Consider the following 18,432-nt stretch of genomic DNA (forward strand, 5'->3'; position numbering starts at 1 on the left):
TAAGTGACTTTCTGGCGAAATGCTTCCGGCTGCCCGCGCGATGTCGATGTCGCTTAGAGCCCTCTCGAGCCAGGAGCGTGTTGTGAGCCAATCGCAAAGTATCTCGATCGACCGAGAGGCTTCTTGCCCTGAGGGCTTTGCCGATGTCAGCGTCCTCATGTCGACCTACGCTGGCGAGACGGCTACAAACCTGAAACAATGCCTCGAAAGTATCACACAGCAAACCATTCTTCCGCGCGAGCTGGTGCTCGTGATCGACGGTCCGATCGACGCCGGGCAAGAGGCCGTCATAGCGGAGCTCGCCACCAGTTCGATTCGTCTCACCCTGATCCGTCGCGAGAGAAGTGGCGGTCTGGCCGTGGCCCTCAACGATGGGCTTAAAGCCTGCTCCTGCAGTTTGGCGATGCGAATGGACAGCGACGACGTCTGCGCACCGGACCGGGTTGCGATCCAAGCGGCCTATGCATCGGCACATCCGGAAGTCGACGTTGTCGCGTCATGGGCCGAGGACTTTTATGCCGATGGCAGGCGCTCGCAGATGAAGATTTCGCCGACCGAGCATGCGGATATTCTTGCGGCACTGCGCTGGCGGAATGTCATCGTCCATCCAAGCGTGCTGATCCGCACAAAAGCGCTCCGCGAAATCGGCGGCTATCGCAGCAAGTTTGGCATGCTCGAAGACTATGATCTCTATGTCAGGCTTGCCATGGCTGGTGCGAAATTCCACGTCATCCCGAAAGTGCTCATGCAGGTTCGCGCCAGTCTGCAGCAGCGCGCCAGACGGGGTGGCTTTCCCTATCTCCTTCGTGAGATCGGTTTCCGCGCCGAATGCCGACGTATCGGCTTCATGACAAATGCGGAATTCATCGTCATCACGACGCTCTACGGCGTCTTCCGTATCGCGTCCGGCGCGATGCGGAGCCAGCTCTATGCGCTTGTGCGGACCTGATCACCGCACCGGCGCGACGACCATTTGTTCGGGCCGGATGACGATCTCGATCATGTCGTCGGGAAGGACGTCGGCGTCCGCCGCCGCGTCGATGCGTGTCTTGGTGGCATCGACGGTGCGATAGATGACGATTTGCGGGCCTGCGGCTTCGCCGCGAAGCTGGGCTTTCAAGGCTCCGGTATAGATGAGTTTCTCACCGGCACTCCGGATCTGGCTGCGCCCTTTTTCTAACTCCACCACGACCTCCTGCAGCTCGCGCCCCACCTTCGCGCGATAATCGTCGGCAAAACCATCGATCCGCTTGCCCAGGTCGTCGCGTTCCTTGGTCGCCTGAGCCAGCCTGCTCGTAGCCTCGACCTGCTGACTGCGAAGCACCGCCAACGAGCGGCTGTCCTCGTCGACACGCGCGGCGGCTATGATGCCTCGGAGCTGACCGTCGCGCGTCCGGCCTGCCGCGGCCAGCTGCTGGGTGATCGCGGCGGTCTGGTCCGCAATGGCGACTTCCAATGCTGCGACGTCGGCCTTCGTTTGTGCAAAGGACTTTGTGAGAAACGCCAGATCTCGGCCGCGCGCGGCGATGCGAAGTTTGAGGTCTGCTCGCTCCAGATCGGCGATCTCCCGGATGATGTTCGGATCGAGAGGGGCCTTGTCCAGGGTGTCCATATCAATCGCGGTCTTACCGTCGATCTCGGCCTGCAGGCTGATGCGGCGGGCTTCGTGCCGCACTAGATCGGCCCAGAGCGACTCATATTGGCTGCGGAACTCGGGTCCTGAAAGCAGCGGGTTCTCGGCACGGAAGCGAAGCGCGTCGTAGCCGCCGGCAAGCGCAACGGCGTGGCGCACCGTCAGCCCCGGCCTGTAAGCAATGGCCCCCGGGCGCGCGACGTCGCCGCCAATAAAGAAGGGCCGATACTCCGCCAGTTCCAGGGTCACGTCGGGGCTTCGCATCGTGCCGGTCTTCGCCAGATCGTCGGCGAGCGTCTTGCGCAGGCCATCGAGTGTAAGTCCGGCGGCGTGGACCTCGCCGAGAAAGGGCACCGAAATATCGCCGTCCACATTCACCGTCGCACGGCGCTTGAAATCGGCGACGCCGAACACCGCGAGCTCGACGACATCGCCGCTGCCGAGCCGGTACTCGGCCGAGGCTGGTAGGACCGCAGCGAGGGTGAACGCCGCGAACGAAAGCAGCGCAATGGGCGCCGACCTATCGATCTTGATCACGGTCCGTCCTCCAGGTGTCGGCTAAGCCCGTGGCGGGCTGATAAACCCGGATGCTCGCGATCGTCATACGGGCGGGAAAATGCGTCGTGATATCGGGTGCACCCGCCCAAGAGCCGCCGACCGCGAGGTTCACCAGCAGGTACATCGGCTGATGGAAGTCGGCGGGCGTCGGGGTTGAAGCGACACGCCGGCCGTCGAAATACCAGGCGATCGCGTCGGCATCCCAGAGCACGGCGTAAGTGTGCATCGTGTCGTAGAGTTCGTCCGTTTCGATCCGGAACTGCACGACGGCTGGTGCCGTCCCCTTGTGGAGGGTCGCCCAGAACTGGCGGTCCTCGCTGCCGATGACCTCCATGACGTCGATTTCCGGCGGCCAGATGCGTTTGACGGGGAGCAGCCAGAACGCAGGCCAGAGGCCTTGCCCCCGGGGCACGCTCGCCCGCATCTCGACGTAGCCATAGGTGAAGCTGAACCCATGGAGGCTGTTGAGAAGCCCTGAGGCGTAGGTGAGCGTCTTCACGCTGGCTCGATCCTGGTCGGGGATCGGACGCGCGGTGATTGTCAAGCCGCGGGCGTCGACCGAGAAAGGATTGAGGACACGAAGCGGCGCCGTCTCATGTTGTGGTCGCGGATCGACGTAATATTCGAGCTCATTGGCGGTCGGATTTGTCCGCCCGCCCCAGGGATAGCGCGGCTCCCAAATGCCGTGGATTCCGTCCCACATGTTCAAGGTGGTGAAATCATCGGCGAAGGCGATCCGCCAGCCGGCGGGAGGGCCTTGAGCCGGTGCTTCCTGGCCTGCAGCCATGGCCGTTCCGTCGTGGGGGCCGATTATCATTGCGAGTCCTACGACCGGCACGAGCAGGGCTGAGGGCACCACGACGAAACGGACCGCTGCGCCTGTGTGCAGGATTTTCATGCGGCGCAGGCAAAGGGCCAGACCGGAGAGCGCCGCCAGCGACGAGCAGAAGCAGCCCCATGCCTGTCCTTCGATCGATCCAAGGGCGTTGCCGGCAGTCATGCCGACGATGAGAACCAGCGTGGCCGGCAGGAACACGACGGCGGAGTCGCGAAGCGGTGATGCCGTTGCCGCGATGGCGATCGGGAGAAACCAGGCAACAATCGCCAGCGGCACCGTCGCAATGGCAAGTGCCACCGCCGCCGGCGCAGCCCCGCCATAGGCAGGAAAGGCAACCGTGACCACGCGCCCGGCCAGAGGAATGCACAGGGCCACGGCGATCGCCAGCACCAACGCCATCAGCATGCCCTCGCGTTCGAGTGCGCCGGACTCGCTGCCCGGTTCGGCGCGCGCCAGTCGGTTCAGCCAGTGCGGGTAGCGCACGTCGCCGATCGAGGCGAAGGTCGTGATCGCGGCCATGGACATGTTGGCACCGAGCGAGAACAGGCCCAGGTCGTTCGGCGTCGACAGAGCCGCCGAGACCCAGCGGTTCGCGGACAGGTAAAGCGTCCAGACGGCAGCAAACACGAACAAGGGCAGCGCGGCGCGAAGAGTGTTTCGAAATTGTCCTGGCACCGTCGACGATGCGAGGAGCGGGGCAAACCGCAAGGCTGACACGACGGCGGTGACGGCATACCAGCAGAGCAGGGCGGCAAAGCATCCTGTCACGCCGGCGAGCTCAACCCCGACGAGGCGCGGCACCATGAAGCCGATGCTGAAGACAAACGACAGAACGGTATATTCCCAGACCTGCCCGCGGGCGCGATAGATCGACGAGGGGCCGGCAGCCATCATCGCGCAGGTGCCTGCGGCTGCTGCCAGCGTCGTATCGAGGACGGCCGCGCGACCGGACATCGCTAGTCCGATGACGCCCAGGAGGACGATGAGCGCCAGGGTCAGCAATCCCAATCGAAAGCGAGCCTTGAGGATGCGGCCGGCGTCTTGCCCGTCGGCGCCAAAAGCCAGGCGCCGATCAGCCAGTTGCGACAGGCCGAGATCGCCGCGTCCCGCATAGCGATAGATATTCAAAAGCAGGGCATAGGCGCCGAACTCCGCCGGGCTGATCAGGCGCGGGATGTAAAGCGTGGTCGCGAAGCCGAGAACCGAAAGGAGAGGGACGCCGACGACGTAGCTGCCTCTGTGGCCGAGCCAACGCAGGGCGCGGGCGTCGCGAAGTGCGTGGAGGCGGCTGACCGGAATAGGGTTGGCGCCGAATGCCGTCCCGGTCATGGCATCGCCCCGCGCTTCGGGCGTTGCGCCACGTCGGCCGCGATCGCCGCGACGCGCGCGGCCACGCGAGACCATGAAAGGTCGTCGCGGGCATGGCGAAGCGCACCTGCCGAGCAGCGACTATACAGCTCTGGATCGTGGACCAGCGTGACAATGGCATCGGCAAGCGCCACGGCCGTGACCGCGTCTGCCAAAATCCCCGTTTCGCGATCGCGGATCTGTTCGGTAAGACCGCCGACCGGCGTTGCCACCACCGGAAGCGCGGCGGCGAAGGCGGCCGCGGCAATGCCCGATTGCGACGCGGCGACGTAGGGGAGCACCACGATATCGGCGCGACGTAAAGCGCCTGCGATTTCCTGATCGTCGAGCCAGTGATTGACGATCGTCACGCCTTCCGCTTTTGCAAGAGCGTTTCGGTAGGGTCCGAGATCCCCGTCGCCAACGATCGCGAGATCGACGGGGGCTCCCTGCGCACGCAGTGTCGTGTAGGCCTCGAGCAACAGGACAAGCCCTTTGTAGGCCACGATTCGCCCCAGAAAGAGCAGACGGATCCGCCGGAACGCGGGAAGCGTTCTGGCCCTTGCGTCTTGGTTGCCGAAGACAAATTGTCCATGGGGCACCGTCCAAATCCTATCTGTTGGGAACTTGAACACGCGTTGCGCGTCGCGGCCAACTTGGTCGGTCAACACGATGAGAGCGTCCGCCTCTGCGACCTGCCAACGCAAGATCGCAGAGCGCAAGGGATAGCGATCGCCGGAACGAAATGCAGCGTCGTGCAGGATCAGAATGCAGCGCCCAGCAGTTTTGCGCAGCACCGGCAAGGCGGCAAGGTCCCATATGGACTGGAACGTGCAGATCATCACGCCGGGGCTGCGCGCCGTCAGAATCCGCGCGAAAGTCCGGGCGCGGGCGATGGTCCCGAGCATGCCGAAAAAGGCTGCTGTGCTGCCACCGAAGCTGCCTTTGCGGCCGCGGAATGTCCTCACCGGATCGGACGGAATAGCGGGAAGCACCGTACAAAGTCGTTCGAGATCGGATGTTTCGGAGAAACTGATACTCAACGCGACGCCTTCCGTTGCGTGCAACGCTTGGGCCAGCTCGAAGGTGAACTTCGCTGCCGCACCAACGCGCCCCCAATGCCATAAAAGCAGCCTGAGCGGCACGCCCTCCGCGGCGCCCGTCGGAAGGCACGGCGTGGGTCGGCCCTCTTGCGCGTTCGGCCCAAGCGTTCCGACGGACGACATGGCATGCGGTGCCTGTTGTCGGTGGGCCCGGGCGCGGCGGCGTTCGCGGATCAAAATCACGGCGACACCATTGCCCCGATCCCGGTCGGGATCGAGCCTGGTATCGCGGCCGCCGGCCTCTCTTTCACTCCATCGCGGGCCAAACACCAGAATAGGAGGAAGCTGAGGACCATGGGAACAGAGAGCGGCTCAGCCTCGCCGAAACCGAGAACGACCAGATAGATGAGCAGGCGGTCTCTGATCCTGTCGGGGAACCGGATGCATCGATAGATCAGCATCAGAAAAAGACCGAGGACGGGAATTGATCCGACAAGCCCAAGGCTCATGAGGCTTTGCAGCACGGCGTTGTGTGCGTTCACCGCGTTGCCTTCGAACGATCGCCCGACGCTATCCGCCATCAATTGCTCAGTCCCGTTGAATCCCCAGCCGAAGAGCGGGCGTTCGAGGAAATGCTCCCAAGCGATCTGCCAGAGGTCCGTGCGGCCCGTCAGCGTCGTTATCTCCGATGCGCTGCCGGTCCGGCTCAACGCGCCGAGGATCGATCCTAGGTCCGGCGCCGCAATCAGAATTTGCACGCCGACAATGACGACGCCGGCCAAACCTACAAGAAGGTGCGGCGCGGCCCTGTGGCTTCGGATTTCGGTGAGCAGCCACGCAAGACCGATCGCGAGGATCGTCACGCGGCTTCCGCTGAGGATTAAGGCAAGGGAGGCAAGCAGCAACACGCTGACCATCGAGACTCTGCCGAGGGGCTTCGAATCCTGTACCGAAAGCAGGGCCAGCATGAGCAGCGCGGCATGTTGCGCCAAAAGATTGGGGTGGCCCGAGAGGCCGCGAAGACGGAAGTCCGTCTCCATGTAGGATGGCGGCATCCAGGCGAAATCCGGCGCAAAGACGCTCGCGGCGAGCGCCAGAACGATTTCGACGAGAAGCGCCCAGAGTAGCGCCCGACAGAATGCCGCCGTCGGCAACGATGCGGCGGCGATCACGGCAAGGCTGAGCCATGCCAGATTGCCGACGGCGCAGGCGACGGTGTAACCTGGCACAGGGGACCATAGGGCCGAAGCGAAGCTTAAACATCCGAACAACGCGGCAAGCGCGATCCCCGGATCACGAAGCGCCTTCCAGATCAGATGACGGGTGCGAACCGCCATCATGAGCATCACGCTCCATGCCGCCAGCTTGATCCCGTTCTGCCAATCAAGCCCGGTCTCCCCCAAGGCCCGATCACGGAAGCTGAGATTGGGGACCAAAACCGCGAACGCGATCATTGCCACGATGGCGCGCGGACCTCCGAAGATGGCCAGGGCCGCCGCGCCGATCGCCGCCATCAAAATCCCAAGGATCGCCGGCGCGAAATAAGCCCACGGTCCGAGCGCGGGTGCTGCGGCCAGCGCCAGCGCCCAGAGAAGACCTGCCGCGACCGCAACCGACAAGTCGATGGCCCAGGTTCGACGGTCCAATGCGACCAACGGATAGCTGAGGGTCATGCGAAGACCCGCGCGAGAAGCGGAGCACGCCACATCGTAACTGCGCCAGTCAGACAGGCGGCAAGAAGCGTCCCGATGAAACCGAGCAAAGGATTGGGGAATGCCGCCGTGAGGGGGGGCTCCGGTTCCGCGATGACCTCGACGTCGGGCGCCACCGCACGCAACAGCGATGTCTGATTGTTCAGGCGGACGAGTGTTTCTTCGAGCACCGATTTCGTGGCTTTCGCATCGCGCTGCAGATCCTCGAGGTGTAGTTGGGCGCGCGTGCGCGCTGTCATCTCGGCGCGGACGGATCGGACCTCCGCGTCCAGGCGACTGGTGCGCTCGATCCATTCGCGCGACTCGGCGACTGCGCCGGCAACGATCCGTGCCGACTCCGCTCCCAGCTGATCGTCGATGGCCTGCGCCTCCGGCGCCCAGATCCCCGGCTTCGCGAGAGCCGCCGCCCTGGCTTCCTTCAACTTCTGGATGGCCGGCGACAGGAGAATATCGGGTGCATTCTCGATCGTCTTCGCCGCTTGCATCGCCTGAAGCATCGCGGCGCGGGTTGTCGTCTCGACAACCTGCGCCTTCGCCTGGGCCATCGCCGTGCTGAGCATGTTCAGTTGATGATCGAGCGAAGCCTGCGCGCCCGTATCGATCAGGTTGCTGGTTTCCAAGAAGCTGCGGACCGCTGCGTCGGCGCTTTGATATTGCGACCGCAAAAGCGCGACACGTTCGTCGAGCCATCCTGTCGTGCGGCGGACGGCATCGCGTTTGCGGTCACCCTGGGCGGCCATATAAAGGCTCAGGAGCGACGTCGTGAGGGTCGCCGCCTTTACGGGATCGGCAGACCAATAGCCGAATGTCACGGTATAGGAGCGGCGGTCGCGCGATACCTTCAAACGCGCCTGAAGCCGCGCCCTGACGATGGACTCCGCAGGCGGTTGCCGCGGCGGCAGGAGCGGTGCGAGGACCGGCGCAAAGGTCGCCAATGTTCCGGCAAAGCCGGGCGGGGCCGCGAACTCCGGATCGGTCATCAACCCATTCGTCGCGATAACGATCTTAGCAAGCGCAGGCGATGCGATGAAATCGACATCGGACTGGATCGCGTTGTCGTCGGGTGCAGGTTGGAGCGGGCGTGTTGACGATGACGGATCGTTATTCTTGTCCGGCAGCAGGACGATCGAAGCCGATGCCTCATAGCGCCGGGGAAGAAGCGGCCAGGCGAGCATGGCCGCGATCACAACCGCAAAAAATCCGGCGGCAAATGGCGCAAATCTTTGGAACCAGGCTTGAACGGTGTCGGTCGATGTCTCCGCCGCGACGTCGTCCACGATCGCCGGATACGCAGGGTCGCCGCGCAGGCCCGAGGCGTCCCGAACACCAGGCTGTCCGGCACGTGTCAGGCTGTGTCCTGGGCTTTGCCTCACGATTCCAGTTCGGTCAGCTGACATCGATCCGACCTCCAAATGGAGTGCAACCTGGCGGAGGCGCTAGAAACGTCATCGTGCGCCTTGCCGCGAAAGCACAATCCGCGGTGTCGCAGCGAGGATGATCGCGTCCATGATAATGGTACGGCTTCGAACATATTGGCCATCAAGGGCGACACGGGTTTCGTAGCCGATGTCGTTGCGTCCGCTGACCTGCCACAATCCCGTTATGCCTGGCCTGACCCTGGCATAAAGGGAAAGGTCGTCACCGTAGCGGACGGCCTCCTTCATGGTGATCGGCCGCGGACCGACAAGGCTCATGTTGCCGCATATGACATTCACCAGCTGCGGTAGCTCATCAAGGCTGGTGCGGCGCAAGAAGCCGCCGATCGGCGTTATGCGCGGATCGAAATCGAGCTTCTGCCGCGCCTTCCATTCATCCATCGCGAGGGGATGGTAGCCCAGGTATTCCGAGAGGCATGGTTCGGCCCCGAGGATCATCGTTCGGAATTTCAGGCAGCCGAACGTCTGGAGGCCGGAACCCAGCCGCTCATGACTGAAGAGGACCGGGCCACCGTCGATTGCCACGAGCAGAGCAATAATCAACATAAGAGGGGCAAGCAACAGCAGGAGCAGCGAGGCGAGCACGACATCGATCGTGCGTTTCGCAACGGCATCCAGCCGCGACAGAGCACGGGCGCTGAGGCCTCGCGTCGCCGCGGTCTTGGAATCGGCGAGCCGACCTGACGCGATCGCGCTATGCGTCGCATGTATTGGCACGATCGAAGGAACCGAAAAGTCCGACGGAACGGTTTGGTGCCCACTCATGTCCAACTCCAGCGTTGCTCGGATATCGCGTCGGGTCAGATGACCCTGGCCCATTCAGACATTGGCAGCGGAGCGTTTCAAATGCTCATGGGGACTACGCCCCAGCACCCTTGAGCGCTTCCGCGAAGCCAGCCAGAAGGCGTAGGACCGCCTTTGCGGCACCGGTGCGCGCAAGCGGACTAGACCAATCGAGCTAGGTCATCGTTGCAGTGGCTATGAGTCTCAATTTGAAGGACCTTTGGATCGCCGCCGGTCACGGGATCCGCGGATGACGGCTTGGACGGGATTGGTCCCTGCAGGTTAATCACGGAGTATCCTCATGAAACCCGTCGTCGTTGCAGTCGCAATCACCGGCTCGGTGCCGCGGAAAGCCGATAACCCAGCTGTTCCCATAACAGTGGCCGAGCAGATCGAGTCGACCCACGAGGCCTACGAGGCCGGGGCGACGCTGGTCCACATCCACGTCCGCGAGGATGACGAGACGCCGTCGTCGGATCCGTATCGCTTCGCGGCCGTCCAGGACGGGGTTCTGCGCCACTGCCCCGGCATGATCATCCAGTTCTCGACCGGCGGCCGAGGCCGCGATCCCGCCATGCGAGGATCCGCGCTGGTTCACGCCCCCGACATGGCCTCTCTGTCGACAGGCTCGGTCAACTTTCCGACCATTGTCTATGAGAACCACGTCGGGCTGGTCGACCAGCTCGCGTCGTCGATGAAGGCATTCGGCGTCAAACCGGAGATCGAAATTTTCGATCTCTCGCATCTTCACGGCGCACGGCGGCTTGCCGACGCCGGCTTGATCGACGATCGGCCGCACCTTCAGTTCGTGATGGGGATCCGCAATGCGATGCCGGCAATCGAACGTCTGCTCGACCTCCTGATCGATGAGGCGGAGCCGCTGTTTCCCATGGCGACGTGGACGGCGGCGGGCATCGGCCGCCATCAGAGCGAGGTCATGGATTGGGCGCTATCACGTGGCGCCGACGCCGTGCGGACGGGACTCGAGGACAATATACGAATTTCGAAAACCGAGCGGGCGCGAAGCAACGCGCATCTCGTCTCGCTCGCTTGCGAGGCCATCGACCGTCATGGGCTGCGGCCGGCCACAACGGACGAAGCACGGGACATCCTTGGACTGCCCGATCGTGCAAAATCGCGGCCGAAAGGCCACGACCGCGTTCGCAGTCGCTGGACCGGAGGGCAGCGTCATTTGGAGGAAAGTCGATGCTAGGGCGAACGGCAACAATCGTGCGCAGCGCAGCGCACTACGCGTTTCCGCGCACTTCGTTTCGATTGATTCACGCGCGCGATCGCCACGACGAAACCGAGATGGAGCTTCTCCCAGCTCTAGTGTCGCCCGCTTTGGACGCGATCGATGTCGGGGCGAACGTCGGGCGTTATACGGCACTTCTGTCGGCGCTCGCTCGGCACGTCCATGCCTTCGAGCCGCATCCACGGCTCGCCCGGCTTCTGCGCGCGGCCTTGCCGAACAACGTAACGGTTGAGCAAATCGCGATCTCGGACGGCCCGGGCCAAGTGATCCTGCATGTTCCGATCGTCGGTGGGCGCCAGGATGAAGGGTTGGCTTATATCGACGAACGCAGAGACCCGTCCGAATGCATGACGATTCCGGTCGAATCCGCCGCTCTCGATTCCATGGATTTGGACGAAGTGGGTTTCATCAAAGTTGATGTGGAAGGCCACGAGCTCAAGGTCCTGTGCGGCGCGCGCAAATTGATTGAGGTGCAACGGCCCATCGCGATCATCGAAGCGGAGGATCGGCATTGTAGCGGTACGGTGTCCGACGTGTTCGATTTCTTTGCGCAGCGTAGTTACGACGGGTTTTTCGTGTTCAATCGGCACCTGTACGACGTCGCGGACTTCGCGCCGTCGCTTCAGGATCCGGCAGTCCTCGTGGATCTCCCGGACAACGTCGCGCGTCGGTCTATTCCTTACGTCAACAACTTTCTCTTCATCCCGAACGAACGGCGCCCAACCGATATCAGGCGGCGCATCGCTCATATTCTCGCGCACTGATCGCCTGCAATCACGCCATTGCCGTCAAACCCCATCCTGGTGCTTCAGAGGAACCGCCGACCATGTTTGAAGGAGCGCGCAGACCGGGAGCGTCCGAGCAAACCAGTGGGAACGTGCCGGAGACGCGACGCCAGTCTTGGACGCCGGCGCCCGACGTCGCGCTGGACCTGAACGGACCGCAGACACCGTTCGTCGCGCTGCCGGAGGATCTCCCGTCCCGCTCCTTGTTCGCAGCATTTGCCGCAGCGGTCGAGCAAGATCCCGAGGGCATCGCCGTCCAAGACGGAACAAATGTGCTGACCCGGGCGCGCGTCATGGAGCTTGCGCTGCACCTGGCGCGCGCTTTGCGGATGGCAACGCCAGAGAGCGGGCGGGTCGCGATCCTGCAGCCCAGCGGCGCCTGGTATCCGGTCGCGATGCTTGGGTGCCTCGCGGCCGGGAGGATCTATGCCGCGCTTGATCCCATCTATCCCGAGGACCGCAACACAGCGATCCTGGCGGAGTTCGCACCAGACTGCGTGGTTAGTCGTGGCCGCGATGCTGCGGGCCTTTGCCCGGACGCGCTTTACCTCGATATGGAAGCATTGCCTGCGCAGGGACAGGCCGAGGGCTCCGATACACCTGTCGATGGCGACGCGCCCGCCATCGTCCTCTACACGTCGGGGAGCACGGGCAAGCCGAAAGGCATCGTCAACGCGCAGCGCGCGGTGCTGCAACGCGTCGTTCAGCAGGTCAATGCATCACACATCGGTCCAGGCGACGTTGTCTTATGTCTTACCTCGCCCTGTACGATCGCGGGGACGCGCGAGATCTTTTCGGCGTTGCTTTCGGGCGCGACGCTGTGGATGGCCGATCCCGAACGCCAGGGGATCGGCAACACCCGGCGTCTCATCCGGGAGCAGAGTGTCACGCTGCTCTATGCGGTTCCGAGCCTGATGCGCGTGCTGATCGGATCGGACGAGCCGCGTGTCGACTTCGCTAGCCTGAGGGTGGTTCGACTTGGGGGCGAGAAGGTCACATGGAGCGATGTCGATCTCCTCCACCGAACGCTTTCGGAAGCGGCGTTCGTCCAGGTTGGATACTCGTCGACGGAGACGACGGGGTCGCAAAGGTTCGCATCGCGGGATCCAAGTCGCCGGGGCGCCGCCCCATCGATCGGTTACATGCTTCCGGGTGTCGACTACGCCATCGTCGACGAGGATGGCTGCCCCGTCGACCCTGGGCTCGATGGCGAGCTGGTCATTCGCAGCCCGTTCGTTGCCCTGGGCGCGTGGCGTGATGGAGCCTGCCGTCCCGACAACGGCCAGACGGACGCCGCCGGGTGTCGGATCCTGCGCACGGGTGACATCGTACGCAGTTCCGCGAATGGTCTACTTGAGGCGCTCGGGCGAAAAGATCGTCAGATCAAGATCAACGGCCGGCGCGTCGAGCCGGCCGAGATCGAGGCCGCGATGCGCGCGGCCTCCGACGTGGACGATGCCATCGTGCTGCCGGTCTCAGATGGCTCGTCGATATCGATTATCGGCTTTCTCGCGGTCGGCGAAGCGGACGCCGCGGGAGCCGAAGAAGCGGTCCGGGGGCAGTTGCGGATGGCGGTGCCCCTCGCGTGGCATCCCGCGCGCTTTCACACCATGCCGTCGCTGCCGCGACTTCCGAGCGGCAAGGTCGACACGGTAACGCTGGCCGCCCTCGACAGAGCGCAACAGACGCGCGCCGGCGCGGCTTTAGAGATATCGGCGATGAGCGCGGACGGCATCGTTTCCGCTGCTTGGATGCGTGTCTTGCGGCGAAGGAAGCTGCCGGCGGCGATCACATGGGATCAGGCGGGCGGCGATTCGTTAAGCCTTCTGCGTCTCGTCTTCGAGTTTGAAAAGGCCGTGGGACACGAATTAGCTCTGGAGTCCTTCGACGTGACGATGAGTGTCGCCGCCATGGAAGCCGTCATCGCCGCAATCCGGCGGGGCAACGACACTCCCGGCGATGCCAGGCCTCTAGTTTTCCTGTGTCCGGGGCTGACGGGGGATTCACCGTCCCTTGCCGCCTTTCGCGCCGATCTCGCAAAACATTTTCTTTTTGTCGTTTTAAAATACCCATCCTGGCAAGACATGCTGGCCGCAGCGATGACGATCGAAGCCATTGCAGACAGCGTGATGGACCAGATTCTTGCGAAATCGCCCACCGGACCAATCCGTCTGGCCGGCTACTCGTTAGGCGGCGCCGTCGGCTACGAGGTCGCGCTGCGCTTGATATCGCGCAGCCGGCAGATCGAGTGGTTTGCCGCAATCGACGCGAACGTCGCGCCCGGTCGATTGACACATCACGCCATGCCAGTCTGGCGAACGATCAGAAGCGTTTCAGGGCTTCTCCGGCGCAAACAGTCTTTTGCGCAGCGCGCTTGCCAGCTTTTCGCGCTGTGGGCCGCCAGCTCCCGCGACAGACACATCCTGCAAAGGCTGGCCCGTTCAAAGGCCAGGCTGCGACTACCGGAATCAGCGATCTTCGCCCTCAATATGGAAATCTGTGAAGCCTTGCAGATGCAGGCCCTGAAGAAGTGGATCACCGCTCATAAGGCGATCCGCTTATCAACGAAGATCTATGTGTTCCGCTCGAAAGAATCACGACACGGCGTCGGACGTGATCTGGGATGGAGCAGACATTTCGAAGAAGTCGTCGTGCGCAACGTGGAGGGTAACCACGTCACGATGCTGCGGCTGCCCTACCGGGCCGAGCTGTGTGCGCAATTTATTAAAACCATTCCTCCGGCAGAGCATTATCCCAAACTAGCGTATTCAAGCCGTCAGGGCCACTAGCGATTTAAACGCAGTCGGATCGAGCGATCCACGCGTAAATCTCCATTTTTCTCCAAAATTCTCCAAATAAAATATGAATCATCAGCGATATAGGATTCTATATTTTTTTTGCAAATTGCAGAACGATAATCGGATATGCATCTGATTAAATATGCTTCATACTTCGATTTAAATACGTAAGAAATCATTGCATCTGCGGTGCCGAGTCGACATGAGGGGGTGTGTGGGCACAGCGGTCGGGCGCGTTTCGACGCGCCGTTGGTGTCGGCATACATTGTGCCGGGAGTGCCAATACGGCCCAGTCATTGCTCTTCAGAGTCTTTTTCTCCCAACAGCGCTTTGCAGCGGGTAGCTTTGAGCATCAGCGCGACGCCTTGGTCCGATGCGCTTTGGGTGAGTGTACTTGATCAACGGATCGGACCTGTGGGGCTTCCGAAAGTCTGGCGAGGATTGCGCGCAAGACATCCCAGTCACGGAAGCGCGCCCGGTCGATCGTTTGGGCAAACAAAATACTCTCGAAATTGTTTAAATTCAAAGTGTTAGCGACAATACATGTCGTGCCGAATAGATTGGCCCCGATCTTTTTGCGAAGACTCTTCCGGTGCCGACGCTGAGAACCCGCAACTGCCTATGTGATACTCATGCAAACGGGTGATGCGGCGCTGATTAGTATGTCGTTTCTAGACACAGTGTGTAGGCGGATCGCGGTTCCATGATCTCGCTTTCGCCAACTCTACGATGCGCATTCTTTCATATAAAGTCTTGGGGGACGAAAGATGTATTCGAGACAAGCAAGAAAGCTCTTGCCGCCCGACGTCTGGAAAGAGTTGGACGGAAATGGCAAAATATTCCACCCATGGGAGACGGCAGTTTTACTGGACGCTCAAGAGCGGGTGAGCAATTTCGTCGATCTTGAGAAGATCGGAACAAAAACGGCGGCCAGTAGCGTTGCCAACGTGATCTTGCGAGTAGCAAGGCAGTTTGAGGTTGAAAACGTGCGACTTGATGCGCAAGCCATAGCGGACGTCGCCGTACACGAATTGCTTAGCGACAGATAAACAATACGGATTAGTATCAAATAACGTGGCCAAAATAGTAATAAAATTGCCGTTAATGTAGCGGCGTTATCTTGGAAGCAATCCTGACGAGGCGAAGAAATGGGCTCGCCGAAGGCATTGACGTTTTCATATGTGTAGTTATGCTAAAGGAATACGTCCGGCGAGATATTGCCTCGATGGCCATGAATGAAAACGAATACCTGAACCTTCTGTGTGAAATCAACGAAGCGGCGTTGGCGCCGGAGCGATGGCTCAATGTCGTTCAAATGCTGGCAGGCTTTACGGGCTCTGTCGCGGGCGGGCTCACGATCGAAGATCCCAAGAGCGGCACAGGCGCTCCCATCACATATTTCGGTTTCGATCCGGATCATGTGGCGCGGACGTGGCACCATTATTTGCCGATGAACCCTCTCTTCAAGATCGCGCCGACGATGCGGCCCGGCGCGATCGTCACGAACGGAATGGTCATAGGTACGACCGCGTTTCGAAAGACGGAATTCTATAATGGATGGGCGCGGCCTCAAGGACTCTGCTGCCCCATCACGCTCGTCCTTCATCGCTCTGGATCGGCCTATGTTCCGCTGACCTTGGTCAGGCCGGATGGAACCGGCGATGCGGACGACGATGTTCAGGACTTGCTCACGCGTGTCGCTCCGGCGCTCATGAAAGCCTTTTCTGTGACGATGCGTTTGGAGCGGCTTAAAAGCAGGGAAGCTGCGCTCGAAGAAGCGCTGTCCAAGCTCTCGGCGGGGATCGTCCTTCTCGATCGCAATCGGCATGTCCAATTTGCCAACGAAGCGGCCGAAGAAATTCTTCGCGATGGAACGATGCTGACGGCCGCACGCGGATTGTTGCGCGCCAATGCCGAAAGCGACGGAAACCTGCAAGCTGCCGTTTCTGCGGCTTTAAGCGGCGCCGGCACGTCACGAGCCAACGACGTCCTGCTGATCAAGGATGGCGTGCGCCCGATCCTCCTCAGCGTTCTTCCGGTCAATCCTTCAAATTCCATGTTCGAAGACAAGCGCAATGTCGGATGCGTCGTGATCATAAGCGTCGTGGATCAACGGTCGGTCTCCGGGTCGTCTCGCCTGTCGAAGGCTTACAACTTGACGGGCGCGGAAGCGCGCCTATTGGACGCTCTGCTGGCAGGGAAGGATCTTGGCGAGGCGGCGACGTCTCTATCCGTGTCCAGGAATACAGCCGCGACGCATCTCCGCCATATCTTTGCAAAAACACAGGTCAACCGTCAGAGCGAATTGATCCGATTGGCGTGCATGATGACCGCCGCCGTCAAGCCTCCCGCATACGAGGCCCTTTAGCCCCTTGTGAAGCCGAATGGTGCCGCGCGATCGGCCAAGCCGATCAGCGTCCTGCGGATCGGGCGGGATTGCCGAACACGGTCGCTCCTTTGGCAACGTCGCGCGTCACGATGCTGCCCGCGCCGATAATCGCGTCGTCGCCGATGGTGACGCCGGGTAGGATCTGGGCACCCGACCCGATCCATACATTCGCCCCGATAACGATCGGCCTCGCATACTCCAGTCGATCCCGGCGTTGGGCAGGGTCGCGTGGATGATCAGCTGTACAAATCTGAACGCCAGGCCCGATGCGAGTTTGACCACCGATGGATACGGTCGCTTGATCAAGGATCACGCAGTTGAAATTCAAGAAGGTGTCGTGGCCCAAGCTGATATTGAACCCGTAATCGCAGAAAAACGGTGGCTTTATGAAAGCGCCCCGGCCGACAGAATTCATTAATTGACCAAGCAGTTCATTCCGCTCGACGACACTTCTGAGATGTGTGCTGTTGTATTGGTCCATCCAGGCGCAGGCCCTTCTGTGAGCCTGTTCCAACTCATGGCCTTCATAGCGGTACATCTCGCCCGCCAGCATCTGCTCCTTTTCCGTTCGCATATCGCCTCACGCTGTAAAATTGCAGGTGACGGATCCTCAGACCCTAATCCAGCAAGTTTGCCTGAACAGACATTACGAAAAGGAAATCGGCAATATGCCAAGTGACGCGATATGATCTTCCGGCCTTCGTTAAATCACTCAGACGAGAAGCTTGGCGTCTGTTTCTAAAGTAGTTTTAGCGCGATCCCGTATTCATCATGCGACCTTCGCCGGACGTGAATTTCGTTACGCTGCAATAAGCATTCGTGTGGTCACCTAAGTAAGTGATGCCCCCTATGCAGCCATGTGATGTGCTGGAAGTCGCAAAGGGGGACGCGATGCCGACCTTGATCCCGAAAGTACGACGCAAGCGACCGGACGTCTTCTGCCTCTTTGTCGTCGTGCTAGCTGCGACATTCCTCGTCTTGGAACTGGTGGATCCGGCGCCGATCTCAACCGCTGCCGCGGCAGTCGCCTCGCCATAGCCGCTACACGGAGGAACAGCCGATATTTCCGACAAGAAGCATTGGCACCGTCGTCGGTGAATTGCGTCTTGTCTCGGATGTCTGCGCTCGCCAAGGAGCCAAGGCATTCGCGGATGGCGATCTTCCGTAAAAGAGTGATTTCACGCCAAGGTATCCGGTCGCGGCGTGCCCGCCTGCAGAGACGGGGAAATCGCCGATCAAACGAGTGCAAGTCTCTCGGAGCGCCATCTGAGTTTACACCGACATGTATGCCCGCACCTCATGCTCGACCATGGACGCCTTATCGCCCGTCATGACGACGGCGCCGCGATCCATCACGATAAAGTCGTCCGCCAGCTCCCGGGCGAAATCGAAATATTGCTCGACCAGCACGATCGCCATGTCCCCCTTGTCGCGGAGATAAGTGATGGCGCGGCCGATGTCCTTGATGATCGAGGGCTGGATGCCCTCCGTCGGCTCGTCGAGCACGAGCAACGTCGGCCGTGTCACCAGCGCCCGGCCGATCGCGAGCTGCTGCTGCTGCCCACCGGATAGGTCGCCGCCGCGGCGCCCCATCATCGACCGTAGCACCGGGAACAGATCGAAGATTTCCTCCTGGATGAAGCGATTTTTGCGCGCTACGGGCGCGAAGCCGGTCTCCAGGTTCTCCTTGACGCTGAGTAGCGGAAAGATCTCCCGGCCCTGAGGGACGTAGCCGATGCCGCGCGCCGCCCGCGCATGCGCCGGCAGCCGCGCGATGTCCTCGCCCTTCCAAACGATGGATCCGCTGGCGATCGGCTGATGCCCGATGATGGCGCGCAGCAACGAGCTCTTGCCG

14 protein-coding genes are annotated in these 18,432 nt (G+C 61.5%); 6 read left to right on the top strand and 8 right to left on the bottom strand.

From position 1 onward, the window contains the following. The first annotated feature begins 157 nt into the window (after positions 1-157). On the top strand, positions 158-949 hold the full coding sequence (locus GSQ79_RS26290) for a glycosyltransferase (protein WP_158811704.1): 792 nt from the start codon (positions 158-160) through the stop codon (positions 947-949). Here GSQ79_RS26290 and GSQ79_RS26295 read toward each other — a convergent pair whose 3' ends face one another. The 6 genes from GSQ79_RS26295 to GSQ79_RS26320 form a co-directional block, all read right to left on the bottom strand. Continuing rightward, positions 950-2,170, bottom strand: coding sequence for a polysaccharide biosynthesis/export family protein (locus GSQ79_RS26295; RefSeq protein WP_158811705.1), 1,221 nt, complete (start codon positions 2,168-2,170; stop codon positions 950-952). After that, the gene (locus tag GSQ79_RS26300) at positions 2,154-4,358 is read right to left on the bottom strand and encodes a family 16 glycosylhydrolase (RefSeq protein WP_158811706.1); all 2,205 of its coding nucleotides are present in this window, start codon (positions 4,356-4,358) and stop codon (positions 2,154-2,156) included. Before GSQ79_RS26300 ends, GSQ79_RS26295 begins: the two co-directional genes overlap by 17 nt. Next, complete coding sequence (locus tag GSQ79_RS26305) at positions 4,355-5,419, bottom strand: glycosyltransferase family 4 protein (RefSeq protein WP_246725600.1); 1,065 nt, start codon at positions 5,417-5,419, stop codon at positions 4,355-4,357. The genes GSQ79_RS26300 and GSQ79_RS26305 overlap by 4 nt, the downstream gene beginning before the upstream one ends. Before the next feature lie 239 nt (positions 5,420-5,658). After that, positions 5,659-7,092, bottom strand: coding sequence for an O-antigen ligase (locus GSQ79_RS26310; RefSeq protein ID WP_158811708.1), 1,434 nt, complete (start codon positions 7,090-7,092; stop codon positions 5,659-5,661). Next, the gene (locus GSQ79_RS26315) at positions 7,089-8,504 is read right to left on the bottom strand and encodes a hypothetical protein (protein ID WP_158811709.1); all 1,416 of its coding nucleotides are present in this window, start codon (positions 8,502-8,504) and stop codon (positions 7,089-7,091) included. Before GSQ79_RS26315 ends, GSQ79_RS26310 begins: the two co-directional genes overlap by 4 nt. 72 nt (positions 8,505-8,576) lie before the next feature. Further along, positions 8,577-9,386 carry a sugar transferase gene (locus GSQ79_RS26320; RefSeq protein ID WP_368669983.1) on the bottom strand — a complete coding sequence of 270 codons (810 nt, stop codon included), beginning with the start codon at positions 9,384-9,386 and terminating at the stop codon, positions 8,577-8,579. Between the two features lie 265 nt (positions 9,387-9,651). On the opposite strand from GSQ79_RS26320, the gene GSQ79_RS26325 reads away from it, so the two are divergent. The 5 genes from GSQ79_RS26325 to GSQ79_RS26345 all read left to right on the top strand — a co-directional run bounded on the left by GSQ79_RS26325 (position 9,652) and on the right by GSQ79_RS26345 (position 16,556). Then, positions 9,652-10,563: a 3-keto-5-aminohexanoate cleavage protein gene (locus GSQ79_RS26325; RefSeq protein ID WP_158811711.1), complete on the top strand. Its 912-nt coding sequence runs from the start codon at positions 9,652-9,654 to the stop codon at positions 10,561-10,563. A 17-nt stretch (positions 10,564-10,580) separates the two neighbouring features. Beyond that, a complete protein-coding gene (locus GSQ79_RS26330) occupies positions 10,581-11,369 on the top strand; it encodes an FkbM family methyltransferase (protein WP_158811712.1) in 789 nt (262 codons plus the stop codon). A gap of 62 nt (positions 11,370-11,431) precedes the next feature. Further along, positions 11,432-14,179, top strand: a complete 2,748-nt coding sequence (locus GSQ79_RS26335; protein ID WP_158811713.1) for an AMP-binding protein — start codon at positions 11,432-11,434, stop codon at positions 14,177-14,179. Positions 14,180-14,982: 803 nt separating this feature from the next. Beyond that, a complete protein-coding gene (locus GSQ79_RS26340; RefSeq protein ID WP_158811714.1) occupies positions 14,983-15,237 on the top strand; it encodes a hypothetical protein in 255 nt (84 codons plus the stop codon). A 71-nt stretch (positions 15,238-15,308) separates the two neighbouring features. After that, positions 15,309-16,556, top strand: coding sequence for a LuxR C-terminal-related transcriptional regulator (locus GSQ79_RS26345; protein ID WP_158811715.1), 1,248 nt, complete (start codon positions 15,309-15,311; stop codon positions 16,554-16,556). A 43-nt stretch (positions 16,557-16,599) separates the two neighbouring features. Here GSQ79_RS26345 and GSQ79_RS26350 read toward each other — a convergent pair whose 3' ends face one another. Next, positions 16,600-17,130 (bottom strand): sugar O-acetyltransferase, encoded by a 531-nt coding sequence (locus GSQ79_RS26350; RefSeq protein WP_305764642.1) that lies wholly within the window; start codon positions 17,128-17,130, stop codon positions 16,600-16,602. 719 nt (positions 17,131-17,849) lie between these two features. After that, a partial coding sequence (urtE, locus tag GSQ79_RS26355) for an urea ABC transporter ATP-binding subunit UrtE (protein WP_158811717.1) occupies positions 17,850-18,432 on the bottom strand: 583 nt, incomplete at its 5' end.

Source organism: Beijerinckia sp. L45 (assembly GCF_009765775.1).
Lineage (GTDB): Bacteria > Pseudomonadota > Alphaproteobacteria > Rhizobiales > Beijerinckiaceae > RH-AL1.